This window comes from Pararhizobium sp. LjRoot238 (assembly GCF_964252955.1).
GTDB lineage: Bacteria > Pseudomonadota > Alphaproteobacteria > Rhizobiales > Rhizobiaceae > Pararhizobium.
Window position 1 is genome coordinate 1,202,239 of the sequence record NZ_CAXUPP020000001.1, and the last position, 17,762, is coordinate 1,220,000.

The window sequence follows — 17,762 nt, forward strand, 5'->3', positions numbered from 1 at the left end:
GCTGGCAAGGAAAGCGCGGACATGCACTAACTGCGTACTATTGCAGTGCGTCTTTCTGCACCAAGACACCTTTGGTCTGACGAGACACCCTTGATTTCGCTATATGCAGGGATCTAGCACCGGATTGCAGCGCATCCATGCGGACCGAGCAAAAGGCTGCCCGTGACCTCTTTGCCTGTCAGCAAGTCGGTTCCGGCCGGCACGGACGAAACCTCGACCGGCTCTTCGTCCGTGTTCAGCACGAAGAGCAGCCTACGGTCCTCCGCCTCGCGCATGGTGACTTCCACATTGGGCGGCAGGTCCAAGATCAGCGGCTCGATCCCGGCGCGGGCGAAGAGTTGATCGGCCAATCCTTCCGCCAGCGAATCGGTGAGATAGGTGCCCAGGTACACGGCATGCCCCTCGCCGGCCTTCCGGCTTGTGATCGCAGCCCGCCCGCTCGTGAAGCGGTTGCTCCATCTGCCGAGGACCTCGACATCCACGTCGGGTTCCAGGAGTTCGTAGAGATGGGCGGCCTCGTGTTCCCGGTTGCCCAGCGTAAAACGATAGCGACGGCTCGACGAACTCGCCGACAAGCGGGTGGCCGGCACGTGCAGTCCGAATTCCGTCGGGGGCAGCGCGAACAACCCATCGGCGCTGGGTTCCGCAACGCGACCGAATTCCTCTACGCGGACGCCGCAGAGCCTGGACAGGCCCTGCCCAGGCGCCTGAACGCGGGGAATATGATTGTTGACATCCCGCGTACCGGTCATGGCGCCGACCACCAGCGTGCCGCCGTTCCTGACGAAGGCCTCGACCTTCTCGTCCCAATCGGGCTTCCACATCACCCAATGGGGAATGTAGAGCAGCTTGATCCGCGAGAGATCGTCTTCGGGGTGGATGAACCCGCAGGAGATGCCCTTGGCGTAGCAAAAGCGATGCAGCCGCATCGCGTCCTCGATCGGGCTCGGCATGCCAATCGGATAGGTCCTGTAGGCTTCCTGATTGTCGAAATCGGCGCCCGCGATCGCCACATCCATCCGCACCGAGGTGCCGAGCAGATCCGTCTTGATCCGGGCGATGTCGCCGGCGAACTGCATGGCTTCCTGGTAGCGCCTGCGCGGCACGTCGTCGTGATCGATGATGCCCATCCAGTAGATTTCCGCACCGAAATGCGCCGGGCGCCAGCGGAAGAACAAAAGGCCGTCCGCGCCCCGGGCCACCGAGGTGAGCGCCATGCGGCGCATCTCGCCCGGTTCCGGCGTCATGGTGGAAAAGCCGGGTTGGCTGCCGAAGCCGGAGGCCTGTTCCGGCACGATGAAATTGCCACTGTATGCCCGGCAGATGTCGAGATGCAGGGCCTGCGTGGCCGGATGGCCGCCGGCGCGCTGCATTTCGTCATAGAGCATCGGATAGATGTCGAACCCCATGAAGTCCAGATCCCGGCCGAACTGGCCGCGGAAATCGATGTCGTCGAGCCTGCCCAGATTGTGGAAGATGAACCAGTCCGGATTGACGCGGCGCAGAATCTCCACTTGGTCGTGCTGGAAGGCGGCCGTCGCCTCCGCGAGGAACCGGTGATAGTCCTGCACATGGCCGGGGCTCGGGAAGGTCGGGTTCGCACGGCGCGGCACCGTGATCTGGTCGAAGTGGCCATAGGCGGTCGCCCAGAAATTGCCGCCCCAGGCGAAATTGAGCGCGTCGATCGTCTCATACCTATTGGCAAGATACCGGCGGAACTCCCGCTCCGTCGCTTCCGAATAGGAGGTCGAAATCGTGGTGTTCAGTTCGTTGTCGGTCTGCCAGCCGATGACGTTCGGATTGTCACGATAATGCTCCGCGAGCGCCTCGGTGATGCGCCGGCTGTGCATGCGATAGACCGGGCTGCTGGTATCGGCATGCTGGCGCGAGCCGTGACGGGCGGCCCGGCCGTTCTCGTCGACGCGCAGGACCTCGGGATAGGTGGCCGTCAACCAGCGGGGCGGCGTGGCGGTCGGCGTGCAGAAGATGGTATTGATACCCTCGGCCCCCAGGCCCTCGATCGCCCTGTCGAACAGCGAAAAGTCGAACACGCCCTCGCGTGGCTCGAAAAGGTGCCAGGCGAATTCGCCCAGGCGGACCACGTTGAAGCCCGCTGCCGCCATGCGCTGCGCGTCGCGCGCCCAGTCGCTCTCATCCACATGCTCCGGATAGTGCGGCACGCCGAGGAGGAAATCATCGAGATTCAGGGCACGCCAAACGGAAAGCGGTGCTGGAGGAGTGCGCCTCATGGCTACTATATCCTTTTTCAGATTCTTGCGACGGGCTTGAGAGCCGTCAGGGTTCGCCCGTCTGGATGGAAGAGGTAGGCATCGCGGGCGTCGAAGCCGATGGAGACCGGCGCGCCGGCCTGGAAGGGCTTGATGTCGCCGATCTGGATGGTAAAAGCGCCGGTGCCGCTGTCCGAGTCGGTGGCGGTCAGTGCGCCCGCATCGGCATACACGATGGTCTCGCGGCCGAGATATTCGGTCAGGCGCACCTGCGCGGGGAACGTCGCCGCGGCGGCCGCATCGTCGAGATGCAGCTTCTCCGGCCGGATGCCGACCGTCACGGCGTCGCCGATTGCAAGCGGTTCGGTCAAGTCGTCGAAAGCAACAGTCAGCCCGCCGGCGCAGGCGATCCTGGCGCCTCGACCGTCGGCCTCCACCACTTTTCCGGTCACGAAGTTCATGCGTGGCGCACCTAGGAAGCCGGCGACGAAGAGGTTGGCCGGGTTGTTGTAGAGCGCGAGCGGCGCGCCCACCTGCTCGATGCGGCCACGATTGAGCACAACGATGCGGCTCGCCATGGTCATTGCCTCGACCTGATCGTGCGTCACGTAGATCATGGTCGATCCCAGTTGCGCGTGCAGGGTCGAGAGTTCAACGCGCATCTGCGTGCGCAGCGCCGCGTCGAGGTTCGAAAGCGGTTCGTCGAACAGGAACACCTCGGGTGCGCGTGTGATGGCCCGCCCGATGGCGACCCGCTGGCGCTGGCCGCCCGAGAGCTGCTTCGGGCGCTTGTCGAGCTGCTCTTCCAGCCTCAGGATCGCGGCAGCGCGTGCCACGGCAGCATCGATCTCCGCCTTCGGGCGCTTGGCCATTCTCAGACCGAAGCCCATGTTCTCGGCAACCGTCATATGCGGATAGAGGGCATAGGATTGGAACACCATCGCGATCCCGCGGTCGCCCGGCTCTTCTTTGGTCACATCGCGCCCCTTGATGAGCAACCGTCCGGAGGAAACGGTCTCAAGGCCGGCGATCGTCTTCAACAGCGTGGACTTGCCGCAGCCGGACGGGCCGACCATCACTGCGAACTCCCCTTCGTCGATGGTGAGATTGATGTCGCGAAGTGCGTGGAAGCCGCCGTAGTGCTTTTCAATGTTCTGTATTTCAACGCTCGCCATAGAGAGCCATCCTTCGTCTTTTGTGCTTCAGCCCTTCACCGCGCCCACAGTCAGGCCGGCGATGAAATGGCGTTGCATGAGGAAAAACATTACGACCGGCGGGATCGCGATCATGACGGTTGCGGCGGCCACGAGATTCCAGGCCGAGACCCACTCTCCGCGCAGATTGTTGAGTCCTGCGGTGACAGGCTTCACCGCGTCACTCTGCGTCAGCACGATCGCCCAGAAATAATCGTTCCAGACGAAGGTGAAGGTGAGGATCGCCAGCGCCGCCAGAGCCGGGCGCACCAGGGGCACGACCACGTAGCGCAGCGTCTGATAGGGCGAGGCACCCTCCGAGCGGGCAGCCTGGAAGAGCTCGTCGGGAAGTGCCGCAATGAAGTTGCGCATGAAGAGCGTGGCAAATCCCGTCTGGAAGGCGATGTGGAAGACGATCAGCGCGTAAAAAGTGTCATAGAGGTCGAGCGACACCATCAGGTCGCGCACGGGGATCATCATGATCTGCGCCGGGAGGAAGTTGCCCCCGACGAAGAGCGCGAACATGAGATTCGCGCCGGGGAAGCGATGGCGGGAGAGCACGTAGCCAGTCAGCGTCGAGAGCACGAGGACGCCCAGGACCGATGGCAGGGTGATGATCAGGCTGTTCAGGAAGTACTTCGCCATGGCCGTCTGGGTGAAGACGGCCATGTAGTTCTCGACGAGATTGAAGCTCTTGGGCCAACCCCAGTAGTTGCCGGCCATGACCTCCTCGAAGGAACGGAGCGACGTCATCATCACCGTCATGAGCGGCAGGAGCCACAGGACGAGGACCAGGGCGACGAGCGACACATAGGCCGCGCGGCGTAGCGGAGCATGTTCGGGTATCGGACGCGGATACATCAGGCGGTCCCTTCTTCCGTCTCGAGAAGCGTGCGCAGATACCAGACGATGAAGGCCGCCATGATCGCGAAGAGCACCGTTGCTATCGCTGCTCCGTAACCGAAGCGATAGGAGAAAATGGACTGTTCATACATCTGGTAGGCGAGGACGGTTGAGGATCCGAAAGGTCCGCCGGACGTCATGACTGCAACCATGTCGAAGGAGCGAAGCGCGCCGATCACCGTCACGGCAAGGGCAATGAAGCTCACTTCGCGCAGTTGAGGCAGGATGACGTTCCACAGCATCGCCCAGCCCCGCGCGCCATCGACACGTCCGGCTCCGATCAACTCTTCGTTGAGATTGTTAAGACCGGCGAGAAACAGGACCAGGCAGAAGGCGACCTGCGGCCAGAGGGCGGCAACCACCACGGCGACGGTCACAAAATTCTCGTCCGACAGCAGCGCTGGCGCCGTTGCCCCGAAAGAGTCGAAGATCAGCGACAGCAAACCGAACGTCGGGTCATAGACCCAGGTGAAAACCACGCCCACGGTGACCGAAGCCAGCACCAGGGGAACGAAGAAAAGCGATTTCATCACGCGCATGCCCGCAATGGGCTGGTTCAGCAGAAGCGCAAGAGCGAGGCCGAGCGGCGGCGCCAGCATGAACATGGCGATCCAGATCAGATTGTTCTTGAGCGAGACGTAGAATTGCGGATCGTCTATGAGCTGCCTGTAGTTGGAAAGCCCCACCCATTGCATTTGTCCGACGCCGTCCCAGTCGTGAAACGACACCCAGACGGTCTGGATCGAAGCCAGGATGATCACGACGCCGAAGAGTATGGCACCGGGCAAAATGAATAGAGTTGGGGCCATCCAATGCCGATGGCGTCGCCAGAAACTGGACATCTGTCTGTTCTCTCAAAGGCCCGATTGTTCGATCGAAAAGTCCCCGCTCAATCGGGCGAGGAAGGTTCCGGGCAAGGGCGCATCCTTGATGTCTGCCCCTGCCCGACGTGCGGTCCGCATCGGGAGGGTTGACGCGACCGTTACCAATGCTTCAAGCTTTGAAGATGCGCTTGCGCGTGGCTTCGAGGTGCTCGAGAATCTGGTCGCGCCGCTCGGGTTTGGCCATGAATTCCTGGAAGCCCTTCAAGCCTTCCTGCGCCATGTCCGGATCGGTATCGCGGTCGTAATATTGTGCCGAACCTGCGACGGTTTTGAGCGACTCGACCGCGGCGTTAATCAGCGGATCCTTGCTCGGCGGGCAGTCGCTGCGCGGCGGCACGGCGCTCTCCGTCTCCAGGAAGGCAGAAAGGTTCTCAGGCTGATAGAAATAGGCCAGGAATTCGCGCGCGCCTTCCTTGTTCTTGGCGTTCTTCGGAACGTGGATCGAGTTCAGCGCGAAGTCTTCATAGCGCGCCATGCCCTTCGTGATTTCCGGGAACGGAGAGAAGGCGATCTGATCCTGCTGATGTTCGGGGAAGCCGTATTTGATGAAACCGGCCAGATCCATCATCGCGGCCTTCTTCTGCGCGAGCGCCGCGGCGGCCTGCTCCCAGCCAGAAGACGTATGATTCGGACTAAACAGATCGGCCTTGACCAGTTCTTCCCACTTGTCGAACACGGGCGTCAGCGCGGCATCCGTATAGGACATCTTCCCGTCCATGAGCGCTATATGCTTGTCGAGGCCGTTTATGCGCAGATTCATGTGATCGAACCAGCCGGCGGCGGGCCACATCTCTTTGGTGCCCATACTCACCAGGATCATGCCCGCCGATTTGGCCTTCTCCCCAAGGGAGAGAAGATCCTCGATCGTCGATGGCGCGGTCCAGCCCTTCTCTGCAAAAACGTCCTTGCGATAGAACAGACCCCAGAGCAGGCCGCCAAGCGGCAGCCCGTATTGCTTTCCGTCTACAGTTACAGCACCGGCCGCGGGGCCGAGGACGCTCTTATAGTTCTCGCGCTCGAAGAGGTCGGAAATGTCGTCGAACAGATCGCGCTTGACGAAGGCTTTCATGCGATTGCCGGAGAACCAGAAGCAAAGGTCTGGCGCACCGACGACGAGATAGCTGCGGATCGCGGTCTTGTGAGCCTCGTGATCCATGTTGTTGATAGTGACCTTGACCCCGCTCGCCTTCTCAAACTCGCTGGCCAAGCGCTGCAGCACATCGCGTTGAGCGGCGTTGCCGATGTTGGAAATAATTGTCACTTCCTTGCCCAGCGCCACGGCCGGGCAACCCAGCGCCACGCCGGCCAGCATCGTGCCGCCAGCGATCATGAACTGGCGGCGTGATGCGGCGATGCCGGACACCAGCGACGATATGTCTTTCAAAGCCATTTTCTCTCCTCCCAAGACACAGCTTCCCTATGTTCGAGCGAAAGCCGCTCGAACTTCCTCAGCTGCGAAAACGTTTGTTATCAATCTGACGAAACGCCTAAATAATTTCGTCTCGCCAGACTCTCCTCAATTGCCAACGATCTTAACTTAGCCTAGTTTTGAGAATACAACAATAATTAATTTACTAATTAAACTAATGAGGATAATGTGAGAGGAAACTCCAGTACGTCACGCGCCTTGAATCGGCGGTTGCTCTTGAAACTGTTGCGTGACCGTGGGCCAATTTCGCGCGCAGAAATGGCCTTGATCACTGGCCTCAGTCCGGCTGCCGTGACCTTCGTTGTTGCCGAACTCATGGACGAAGCCCTGGTCGTCGAGCGCGAGGCCATTGCGGGAGCCACCGGACGCCGTCCAGTGCCAGTTGATATTAACTATGACGCGCACTTGGCCGTAGGTTTCAAACTCAACCGGCACAGCATAGACTGCGTATTGACCGACCTTGCGACAACACCACTAGCTCTGATGGAAGCGGAGGTGGCAGATACCAGCCCCGAGGCCGTAATCGAAGTGATCGCCGCGACGATTCCGAGACTTCTCGCGCAATCCGGTCGCTCGCAGAGTGCGGTCATGGGGCTTGGCGTATCGATCCCTGGCGAAATAGACGCTTCGAACGGGATTTGTCTGCAGAGCCCGCGATTCGGATGGCAGAACCTGGCATTCGCATCGCTTGTGGCCGAGCGCGTCGATGTTCCTGTATGGATCGACGACGATGTCAACGCCTTTGCCGTGGCGCAGAAGCTATTCGGTGCAGGTCGCCAACATCGTAACTTCGCGGCACTAGCGATTGGCGCCGGTATTGGGTGCTCGCTCGTGATCAACGGCGAGATTTATCATGGCAGCCGCGGGGCAGCTGGCAAGATGGGACACAGCATCTCAGTGCCGGATGGGTATCTCTGCGAATGCGGGCGACACGGATGCCTTATGGCGCACGCCGCAGAACCATTCATGCTGGACGAATGGCAGCGCCGGATCGGCAAGCCGGTAACGCGGGCCGAGTTTGTTGGCGCCGTCGCCGCGGGCCGGGAGCCGGCAATCTCGATATTGAAAGATGCCGGGTCCAGGATCGGACGGCACCTTGCGGAGGTGGTCAATCTGTTCGACCCGGAGATAATCGTTGTTGGCGGCGAGGCCGTGGAGTTCGGTGAGGCTCTTCTTGCGCCGATACGGAAGACCATGGAGGAGTTTGTGTTTTTTGCGAGACCTGAACTCCTGCCGGACTGGGTGCCCAGTTCCTGGGCAAGAGGCGCTGCCGCCCTTGCAACCCAGAGCATATTCGATTTCGAACGCTCCCCAAGTAGCTGAGCAAGCTGATCTGCCGTTTTCGATCGCGGCGCAGGAAGCTTCGACCGGACGCTTACGCACAACGAGTATCTGGAGAAGCGGAGAAGCTGGAAGCCGGCGAACTCGGCCACTTGTGTTTCGGCGTGGAATATTGACCCCTCTAGCGGGGTGATCGGCGTCCAATTTTGACCCCCTTCATGTTTCGTCTGACCATCCGTTTTTTGACGACGGATGGAGGGGGAGTTGAAGCGAGTGGATACGATTGCGCGTGTTCGTCGAGCCTTCCATGTGCAGGGCTGGTCGGTGAAGAAGATCGTCCGGGAACTGCATGTGTCGCGCAACACGGTCCGCAAGATATTGCGGTCCAATGAGACCGACTTCTCCTATGAGCGAGAACGGCAACCATTACCGAAGACCGGCATCTGGAAGGCTGAGATCGAACGCTTTCTGGCGGCCAACGAGGGCAAGCCATCTCGGGAGCAACTGACTCTGATCCGGATTTACGAGGAGCTTCGGGGTCTTGGTTACGACGGCAGCTACGATGCGATCCGGCGCTATGCAAAAGGCTGGTCGAAGAGCCGGGGAGCTGTCACGGCCGAGGCCTATATTCCGCTCTATTACGCGCCAGGCGAGGCCTACCAGTTCGACTGGAGTCACGAGATCATTCTGATCAACGGGGTGACGACGACTGTGAAGGTCGCGCATGTCCGGCTCTGCCACAGCCGGATGATGTTTGCACGAGCCTATATGCGTGAGAGCCAGGAGATGGTGTTCGATGCGCACGACAAGGCCTTCGACTTTTTCCGAGGCACCTGCACGCGCGGCATCTACGACAACATGAAGACGGCGGTCGAGACTGTGTTCGTCGGAAAGGAGCGGCAATATAACCGTCGTTTCCTGCAGATGTGCAGCCACTATCTCGTCCAGCCTGTTGCCTGCACGCCTGCATCCGGATGGGAGAAGGGACAGGTCGAGAACCAGGTCGGCCTGGTTCGAGAGCGCTTCTTCACACCGCGCCTCCGGGTCAAAAGCCTGGATGAGCTGAATGTTTGGCTGCTCGACAAATGCATCGCTTACGCCAAGGCACACCGCCATCCCGAGCAGACAGAGCAAATGATCTGGCAGGTGTTCGAGGAGGAACGCGGCAGCCTCGTGCATTACGTCGGGCCGTTCGACGGCTTCCACAGCGTCCCGGCCTCGGTGTCGAAGACCTGCACGGTCCGTTTCGATAACAACAAATACTCCGTCCTCTCAACGGCGGTCGGCCGCCCTGTCGAGGTTCATGCCTATGCCGACCGGATCGTCATCCGGCAGGACGGGGTGAATGTCGGAGAGCATCAGCGTTGCTTTGGCCGGGGCGAGACCGCCTACAATCCTTGGCATTATGTGCCTGTTCTGGCTCGTAAACCCGGTGCTCTTCGTAACGGTGCACCGTTCAGGGACTGGGCGTTGCCAGCGGCGATGGAGAAGGTCCGCAAGCGATTGAAGGGCGTCCATGATGGCGATCGGCAAATGGTCACCATCCTTGCATGCGTTCCGACCGATGGTCTGGTGGCTGTCGATGCTGCCTGCCAAGAGGCGCTGGATCACGGCGTCTGCTCGGCTTCGGTGATCATCAACATTCTGGCCCGCAGTCGTGATCCGGCTCCAGCGGCAACTCTTCAAACCCCGGATGCGCTTCGATTGACCCATGAGCCGGTCGCCGACTGCGCCCGCTATGACAGGCTCAGGAGGGCAAGCTGATGGAACGCACACAGGTTCTCGAACTGATGAGCACGCTGAAGCTCTATGGAATGCGCAGCGCTTATGACGAGGTCATGGGCAATGGCATCAAACGGCAACACGAACCGCCGCGCATCGTCGGTGACCTCCTGCAGTCGGAGATCGCCGAGAAGCAGGCACGCTCCATTCGCTACCAGCTCAGCATCGCCAAGCTGCCGCTTGCCAAGGACATTGATGACTTCGACTTCACCGATACACCTGTGAATGAATCCCTGGTGCGGGAGCTGGCTACCGGCACCTTCGTCGCTGATCAGCGCAATGTCGTTCTCGTCGGCGGCACTGGAACAGGTAAGAGCCACCTGGCCATTGCGATTGCCCGTGCTCTCATCCGCAACGGAACACGCGGCCGCTTCTTCAATGTCGTCGATCTGGTCAACCGCCTGGAAACGGAAACGCGCAGCGGAAAGCAGGGACGAACGGCGGACTATCTCAATCGCCTTGACTTCATCATCCTCGATGAACTCGGCTATCTGCCCTTCGCCCAGGCCGGAGGCCAACTCCTGTTCCACCTGATCAGCAGGCTCTACGAGCGCACCTCGATCATCGTCACGACGAACCTCGCCTTCGGTGAATGGCCGTCAGTGTTCGGCGAAGCGAAGATGTCATGATGCCGTTTTCCTTGATCGTCTATTGCGTTGAAGTTGCATGCGAAGGTTGGAGATTTGCTCGTCGGACAAGGTGATCTGCCACGGTTGTCCCTTGACCAATTGTTTGCCGCTGATGAGGCCTCTGGCCAGGTACTTGAAGACCGTTTGCGAGGTAATTCCGAGGCGTTCCGCTGCTCCTTGCACAGAATAGGAGCAATCCGGCCACTGGCGCGGATTGAAGCCGGTTCCGTTGATTTTGACAGTTTGGATCGCCCATCGCTTTCTTAACTCATGAATGTTGCCGCTAGTGAACGTATGTCCGTGGGCGCTGATAAAGCCTTCTGCGTTCAGCATGTCAGCGATTTCCTTGTCCATCTTTCCATCGGCGTTGAGGGCCGTGACGCGAAGGCGCAGTTTCTCCTCGTCGGCGTAATCGGCATAGCCACGTACGCGCCGCTGCAACTGATGTTCTGTTATCGCTTCGCTTTGCCAGATGATTTTGAACCAGACCTGCCCCTGCAGGCGCTTCTGATCAATGATCACCTGCCTGATGACGAGACGCAGGATTGTTTTGCGCTCCGGTCCGGTCGTTGTCGGTGCATGCCAGAGACGGGGCAAGTCCTGTCCCATCAACTGGAGCGCCTGCAGATCTTGCTCATTGAGAACCAGCGGTTCGTTGTCTCGCCACCGTTCGTATTCGCGCTCGACATCCTCAAGCGCTCGCAACTTGTCCTCCCAGACCCGCTCCAGCGAACGAGCCACCAGACGGTTCTCTGGTTCGACCGCGTCGTATTGACGTCGGGCTCGTTCAGCCTCATAGCGAGCACGCTCTCGCCGAAGCGACCACTGGCGCTCAAGCTGATGTGTCTCGGCTTGCAAATGGTCAAGGGCGGCGACCGCAATCGCGATGCTGTCGGGAGACAGGGCATCAAGCAAAACCTGCTCCACTGTTGCATCGACCGGCAGGGCACGGACCTCCTGGCAAAGTGGGCCGGCATCTTGATCGCGATCGGCGCGGCATGTGTAAACGGGATAAGACGCATCGGGTCCGGTATAACGGATGCTCATCCGTCGCCCGCATCGACCGCACACGGCGATCCCTTGCAAAAGCGCGGCTCCCTTACGCGGCGCTCCCGTATGGCCGGCGTCGTAGTGGTTGACATTGTCGGCCAGTCGGTTCTGGTTTTCCATGAATTCCTCCCAGCCTATGTAACCGGGATGAGCCGCTTGCAGGCAAACTTCCCAGTCTTCAATGGAAACCTTGCGTGACTTACAACAGTGAACGCCTTGACGAATTCGCCCGCTTTCCAGACGCCGCCGGCCATAAACATAAGCGCCGGCATAGGCAGGATTATGAAGAATTCCGAGCACGCGAGGGCTGTTAGCTTCACGCCAGACAACGCCGTGGGGTTCCGGTCCCCGCAAAGGCCGCATTGGTAGAGGTAATTCTTTCGCCCTGAGATAGCGCATGACGGCGCGGGCGGTCCCCAATTCGCGGAATTTGGCAAAGACGAGAGCAAGCCTAGCCTGAACCTCCTCGTCAGGATTAAGGGTGATCGTCCCACTGATATCACGTGCAAGGCCGGCCGGCAGGGGGATCTTCAGTTCCCCACGCGCCGCCTTCTGGCGTTCGCCACGATGGAGGCGTTGCCTGATCTGATGCAATTCCGCCTCACTCATGATCCCCGACAGGCCGAGGAGCAGCCGGTCATGATAGGCGCAAGGATCGTAGAGGCGTTCGCCGTCAGCGATGATCACGCCAAACATCGCGCAAAGGTCAAGTAACTGATGCCAGTCCCGATTGTTACGAGCCAGACGAGACGCATCAAAACTGACGACCATGCCAGCCTGGCCTAGGCCGATCTCGGCAATCAGCTTCTGGAAGCCAAACCGTTCAGCGCTGCCGGATCCTGATTTACCGAGATCATCGTCAATGACGCATATCCGTTCGTGGGGCCAGCCGAGAGCAACAGCTCGGTCCACAAGCCGATACTGAAGTTGGGTGCTCTCCTGATGATGGCGAACCTGCCCGGCAGAAGATTGTCGAATATAGATATAGGCCGTCTTGCTGCGGTGTGCAGTCGAAAGGCGGCCATCGTCGCTATCGACTCTGCTCAGCATGATGGTTCGTCTCCGCCAGTCTGTTCGCCGGCCGCTTCCGCCATAAAAGCTCGGCAATCACCTTGGCGATCTGCGCCTTTCTTTCCTCCGAAAGGCTTTGCCAGGGCCGCGGCAAATTCTTCATGCTGGACTGCTGCAGGGGTACTCGGGACGCTACACAAGACATTCTCGACTGCTGTCGTGTCATCGCGAATCACCTCGGGCGTAGAAAGGGCCAAGGTGCGGCGCAAATGGCGCATCAATGTGAGCAAGGTGGCAACGTCGATACGAGGGATCGATATTGAGCGCTCGCGGGCCTCCACCAGAGGCACAGAAAGATCGGTTTGATTGCGGCGGATTGATCGATGGCGCCCGTTTCGCAGCTTAACAACGATGAAGTCGCGACCGCGGGTCGTCTCAAGCGAAACCAGCTCAAAACGCTGCCCGTAAAGACCGTGACGAGGGTTTGTAATCGTGACATGAGATATATGCCCATCAAGAAGTGGGGCATTCTGCGATGATCGGTGATGCCAAGATGACGACGGCGCTCCTCGACCGCCTGACCCATCATTGCGAGATCGTCGAGACCGGAAACGAATCCTGGCGCTTCAAGAACCGCTCTCAAAGCTAAAGCCGAAGAGCACCATCACCCGCACTTGGCCTACCCTATGCAACCCCGGCCAGCGCCGGGCAGGCCAAGCGCTAATCGACTACAGGGGGTGAAGATTGGACGCCGATAGGGGGTCAACATTCCGAGCCGATTGACAGCCACTCGACCCGGAGACCAAACAAAAAGAACTCCACCAGAGCTATCTGGAGGAGTTGGCGTCGAACCGGCTTGGGTGGCGGAGTTTGCAATTATCGTTGGTTGCGGGGGCAGGATTTGAACCTGCGGCCTTCAGGTTATGAGCCTGACGAGCTACCGGGCTGCTCCACCCCGCGTTATCCGATTTTTGCTTTAGCAAAATATCTCCGCCTTCGGCTTTAGCCGAATGGCGGTATGCGCTTGGGCTGTGTTGGCAGCCCTTTTGTCTGTTATCCGGCGTGTATATTAGCGAAGCAAAAAGGCCGCTTGAGGGCGGCCCGGTTGTTTGGCTGAGCCGGAAGGCGTGTCGAGAAGATGGTTTTTGTTGATCATGCAGCTTATCCGAAGGCTTTGGCCTTCTGGCGCATGATTTGGTTTGTTTTCTTGCCTTTAATAGACCTGGCAGCGACCTACTCTCCCGCGTCTTAAGACGGAGTACCATCGGCGCTGGGGCGTTTCACGGCCGTGTTCGGAATGGGAACGGGTGCAGCCACCCCGCAATAACCACCAGGTCAACTAAGGGCAAGATTTACACCTGCAGTGCAGGTGTAAATCTTGGTTTTTGCTTGGCGCAGATGCCCTATCCTTCTCGCTTCCGCTCGAAGGGGACCTGCGCCGGCCATACTGCACCCTCCGTAAGGAGGCTCCATCTGGCAAACCAAGTTTCACACCGCAGATGCGGGTAAAACCAAAAATGAGAAGCTGGTTGAAGTCTGAGACTTCATTTGTTTTGAACACGTCTTTTCTAAGCTGCTTTTGGCACATCCGGAGCAGAGCTCCGCAAGGCCAAGGGCCGTCGCGTCTCGTGACGCGGCCCGTCCGGAGCGCAGTGATTGAAGATCACGACCGTCAGGACAAAACAGCTTGGGATCATTGAAGCGCCTAAGGCGCTTCGATGAGCAGTAGCAATGAGAACAATCAAGCCAATCGAACGATTAGTACCGGTAAGCTTCACACATTGCTGCGCTTCCACACCCGGCCTATCAACGTGGTAGTCTTCCACGGTTCTCAAGGGAATACTCGTTTTCAGGTTGGTTTCCCGCTTAGATGCCTTCAGCGGTTATCCATTCCATATATAGCTACCCTGCTATGCGGCTGGCGCCACAACAGGTCCACCAGAGATATGTCCATCCCGGTCCTCTCGTACTAGGGACAGATCCTGTCAATATTCCTACACCCACGGCAGATAGGGACCGAACTGTCTCACGACGTTCTGAACCCAGCTCACGTACCGCTTTAATTGGCGAACAGCCAAACCCTTGGGACCTGCTCCAGCCCCAGGATGCGATGAGCCGACATCGAGGTGCCAAACAACCCCGTCGATATGGACTCTTGGGGGTCATCAGCCTGTTATCCCCGGCGTACCTTTTATCCGTTGAGCGATGGCCCTTCCACACGGGACCACCGGATCACTATGACCGACTTTCGTCTCTGCTCGACTTGTCAGTCTCGCAGTCAGGCGGGCTTATGCCATTGCACTCGACGACCGATTTCCGACCGGTCTGAGCCCACCATCGCGCGCCTCCGTTACTCTTTCGGAGGCGACCGCCCCAGTCAAACTACCCACCATACACTGTCCCGGATCCGGATAACGGACCGCGGTTAGACATCCATGACGATAAGGGTGGTATTTCAAGGATGGCTCCACGAGAACTGGCGTCCCCGCTTCAAAGCCTACCACCTATCCTACACATGCCGACACGAATGCCAGTGTAAAGCTATAGTAAAGGTGCACGGGGTCTTTCCGTCTGACCGCAGGAACCCCGCATCTTCACGGGGAATTCAATTTCACTGAGTCTATGCTGGAGACAGCGGGGAAGTCGTTACGCCATTCGTGCAGGTCGGAACTTACCCGACAAGGAATTTCGCTACCTTAGGACCGTTATAGTTACGGCCGCCGTTTACTGGGGCTTCGATTCAAAGCTTGCACCTCTCCTCTTAACCTTCCAGCACCGGGCAGGCGTCAGACCCTATACGTCGTTTTGCAACTTCGCAGAGCCCTGTGTTTTTGATAAACAGTCGCTACCCCCTGGTCTGTGCCACCCCAACACACTTGCGTGCAGTGGGGTCACGCTTCTTCCGAAGTTACGCGTGCAATTTGCCGAGTTCCTTCAGCATAGTTCTCTCAAGCGCCTTGGTATACTCTACCTGACCACCTGTGTCGGTTTCGGGTACGGTCTATACGGTGGAGCTATTTCCTGGAACCGCTCCGCTGCCCAACCAATCCAATAAGGTTGAACAACTTGTGCAATCCGTCACTACCACCAGGCCCACGAATATTAACGTGGTTCCCATCGACTACGCATTTCTGCCTCATCTTAGGGGCCGGCTAACCCTGCTCAGATTAACTTTAAGCAGGAACCCTTGGTCTTTCGGCGAGGGAGTCTCTCACTCCCTTTATCGTTACTCATGTCAACATTCGCACTTCCGATACCTCCAAAAGCCCTCACGGGTCTTTCTTCACAGGCTTACGGAACGCTCCGCTACCACACGTATCACTACGTATCCTCAGCTTCGGTGCATGGCTTTAGCCCCGTTACATTTTCGGCGCAAAGACCCTTATTTAGACCAGTGAGCTGTTACGCTTTCTTTAAATGATGGCTGCTTCTAAGCCAACATCCTGGTTGTTTTGGGATCCTCACATCCTTTCCCACTTAGCCATGACTTGGGGACCTTAGCTGGAGGTCAGGGTTGTTGCCCTCTTCACGACGGACGTTAGCACCCGCCGTGTGTCTGCCGACTAGTACTCCTCGGTATTCGGAGTTTGGTTAGGATCAGTAAGACGGTGAGTCCCCATAGCCCATCCAGTGCTCTACCCCCGAGGGTATTCGGTCGACGCACTACCTAAATAGTTTTCGCGGAGAACCAGCTATTTCCGAGTTTGATTGGCCTTTCACCCCTAGCCACAAGTCATCCCAATCTATTGCAACAGATGCGGGTTCGGTCCTCCAGTTGGTGTTACCCAACCTTCAACCTGCTCATGGCTAGATCACTCGGTTTCGGGTCTAATGCGACGAACTGAACGCCCTGTTCAGACTCGCTTTCGCTGCGCCTTCACCTATCGGCTTAAGCTTGCTCGTCACACTAAGTCGTTGACCCATTATACAAAAGGTACGCCGTCACCAATTATGGCTCCGACTGTTTGTAGGCAACCGGTTTCAGGTTCTATTTCACTCCCCTTGTCGGGGTGCTTTTCACCTTTCCCTCACGGTACTTGTTCGCTATCGGTCATGCACGAGTACTTAGGCTTGGAGGGTGGTCCCCCCAATTTCAAACAGGATTTCACGTGTCCCGCCTTACTCAAGGACAATGAGTGTTCTACATGTACGGGGCTATCACCCGCTACGGCCGGACTTTCCATTCCGTTCCACTTTATTCCTCATTGCCACTGGCCTGGTCCGCGTTCGCTCGCCACTACTTGCGGAGTCTCGGTTGATGTCCTTTCCTGCAGGTACTTAGATGTTTCAGTTCCCTGCGTTCGCTTCTTACCCCTATGTATTCGAAGGTAAGATACCTTATCACAATGCTTGGAAACCATTTTGGTTTTGACGCCAAACGATTGGCGACGCGCTCTGCGCTTGCGAAGCTCAAAGAGCTTCGATCCCTTTCCCAAGAGACTATCGAGGTAAAAGAATTCGGAGCATCAGCTCCGCAAGGCCAGAGGCCGTCGGCGATCGTTCGCCGTAACGTCGGACCAAAGGTCCGACAACCAAAATGATTTCCCAAGCATTTAAGGTGGGTTTCCCCATTCGGAAATCCATGGATCAAAGCTCATTCGCAGCTCCCCACGGCTTATCGCAGCGTATCACGTCCTTCATCGCCTGTGCATGCCAAGGCATCCACCAATTGCCCTTATTTCACTTGATCGTTCTCATTGCCAATGCTCATCCTTAGTTGGATTTGGAATTCCTATCCTTCTCGCTTGCGCTCGAAGGGGTTCCAAATCTGGCCATACGGCCAGCTCCAAAACTGCGGTTACCTTTTACAACCACAGTCAATCCAGATGCCATCGACGTGTTCGATACAATCCTCATCTGAAGGCACGCCGGTGCACTTCGAGGTCGTATCTTAAGACCAGCTTCTCGAGATCTGTCCGGGGATGCGCGGTCAGGCAACATCCATCAACATGCCGTCAGAGATGACCGGAAACACCAAAATCCCCAAGACCCGAAAGTCTCGAAGTTCCAATGGTTCAAATCACCAACAACAAACATGCCTTGAGTAACAAACTTCCTCCCTACCTCCAGTCCCTCCACCATATCCGATCGGCTAGATCATCCATGGTTTCGATGAGACTGGGCTCGGACATCAAAAGCAATCTTTCGATCACCCTCAACACCTGGAAGCTTCCAGACATATCTTCTCTTCACAATGTAATCAGAACAGGCATCAGGCTCGAACGAGCCGATGCAAACTTTATTTTCTCTCTTAGGATATGATGTTCGTTCCACCATGAATGGTGGAGCTGAGCGGGATCGAACCGCTGACCCCCTGCTTGCAAAGCAGGTGCTCTCCCAGCTGAGCTACAGCCCCAATTTGTTGAGCGTTC

8 protein-coding genes, 2 tRNA genes, 2 rRNA genes and 3 pseudogenes are annotated in these 17,762 nt (G+C 58.1%); 4 read left to right on the top strand and 11 right to left on the bottom strand.

What is annotated here, in order from left to right; all coding sequences use genetic code 11:
* Window positions 1-113: 113 nt before the first annotated feature.
* From ACSQ3F_RS06055 to ACSQ3F_RS06075, 5 genes are all read right to left on the bottom strand, one after another.
* Window positions 114-2,249 carry a beta-galactosidase gene (locus ACSQ3F_RS06055; RefSeq protein ID WP_436099397.1) on the bottom strand — a complete coding sequence of 712 codons (2,136 nt, stop codon included), beginning with the start codon at window positions 2,247-2,249 and terminating at the stop codon, window positions 114-116.
* 17 nt (window positions 2,250-2,266) lie between these two features.
* The gene (locus tag ACSQ3F_RS06060; protein WP_436099398.1) at window positions 2,267-3,403 is read right to left on the bottom strand and encodes an ABC transporter ATP-binding protein; all 1,137 of its coding nucleotides are present in this window, start codon (window positions 3,401-3,403) and stop codon (window positions 2,267-2,269) included.
* Window positions 3,404-3,430: 27 nt separating this feature from the next.
* Window positions 3,431-4,282, bottom strand: coding sequence for a carbohydrate ABC transporter permease (locus ACSQ3F_RS06065; protein WP_436099399.1), 852 nt, complete (start codon window positions 4,280-4,282; stop codon window positions 3,431-3,433).
* Window positions 4,282-5,166 (bottom strand): carbohydrate ABC transporter permease, encoded by an 885-nt coding sequence (locus tag ACSQ3F_RS06070; RefSeq protein ID WP_436099400.1) that lies wholly within the window; start codon window positions 5,164-5,166, stop codon window positions 4,282-4,284. Before ACSQ3F_RS06070 ends, ACSQ3F_RS06065 begins: the two co-directional genes overlap by 1 nt.
* A 151-nt stretch (window positions 5,167-5,317) precedes the next feature.
* On the bottom strand, window positions 5,318-6,598 hold the full coding sequence (locus ACSQ3F_RS06075) for an ABC transporter substrate-binding protein (RefSeq protein WP_436099401.1): 1,281 nt from the start codon (window positions 6,596-6,598) through the stop codon (window positions 5,318-5,320).
* 207 nt (window positions 6,599-6,805) lie between these two features.
* Between ACSQ3F_RS06075 and ACSQ3F_RS06080 the strand changes: the two genes are divergently transcribed.
* The 3 genes and pseudogenes from ACSQ3F_RS06080 to istB all read left to right on the top strand — a co-directional run.
* Window positions 6,806-7,960, top strand: a complete 1,155-nt coding sequence (locus ACSQ3F_RS06080) for an ROK family protein (RefSeq protein WP_436099402.1) — start codon at window positions 6,806-6,808, stop codon at window positions 7,958-7,960.
* Between the two features lie 222 nt (window positions 7,961-8,182).
* A pseudogene (gene istA / locus ACSQ3F_RS06085) lies at window positions 8,183-9,749 on the top strand (IS21 family transposase).
* Window positions 9,682-10,326 (top strand): annotated as a pseudogene (gene istB / locus ACSQ3F_RS06090) (IS21-like element helper ATPase IstB); the annotation flags it as partial. The pseudogenes istA and istB, both read left to right, overlap by 68 nt.
* Here istB and ACSQ3F_RS06095 read toward each other — a convergent pair.
* Window positions 10,324-12,429 carry a recombinase family protein gene (locus ACSQ3F_RS06095; protein ID WP_436099403.1) on the bottom strand — a complete coding sequence of 702 codons (2,106 nt, stop codon included), beginning with the start codon at window positions 12,427-12,429 and terminating at the stop codon, window positions 10,324-10,326. The pseudogene istB and the gene ACSQ3F_RS06095 overlap by 3 nt on opposite strands.
* Window positions 12,423-12,896, bottom strand: coding sequence for a DUF5372 family protein (locus ACSQ3F_RS06100; RefSeq protein WP_436102053.1), 474 nt, complete (start codon window positions 12,894-12,896; stop codon window positions 12,423-12,425). The genes ACSQ3F_RS06095 and ACSQ3F_RS06100 overlap by 7 nt, the downstream gene beginning before the upstream one ends.
* 23 nt (window positions 12,897-12,919) lie before the next feature.
* Here ACSQ3F_RS06100 and ACSQ3F_RS06105 point away from each other — a divergent pair.
* Window positions 12,920-13,039 (top strand): annotated as a pseudogene (locus tag ACSQ3F_RS06105) (ATP-binding protein); the annotation flags it as partial.
* 234 nt (window positions 13,040-13,273) lie between these two features.
* Here the strand turns inward: ACSQ3F_RS06105 and ACSQ3F_RS06110 are convergent.
* From ACSQ3F_RS06110 to ACSQ3F_RS06125, 4 genes are all read right to left on the bottom strand, one after another.
* Window positions 13,274-13,350, bottom strand: a tRNA-Met gene (locus ACSQ3F_RS06110).
* A gap of 260 nt (window positions 13,351-13,610) precedes the next feature.
* Window positions 13,611-13,725 (bottom strand): 5S ribosomal RNA (gene rrf / locus ACSQ3F_RS06115).
* Between the two features lie 402 nt (window positions 13,726-14,127).
* A 23S ribosomal RNA gene (locus ACSQ3F_RS06120) occupies window positions 14,128-17,080 on the bottom strand.
* A 590-nt stretch (window positions 17,081-17,670) separates the two neighbouring features.
* A tRNA-Ala gene (locus ACSQ3F_RS06125) sits at window positions 17,671-17,746 on the bottom strand.
* Window positions 17,747-17,762: the final 16 nt, after the last annotated feature.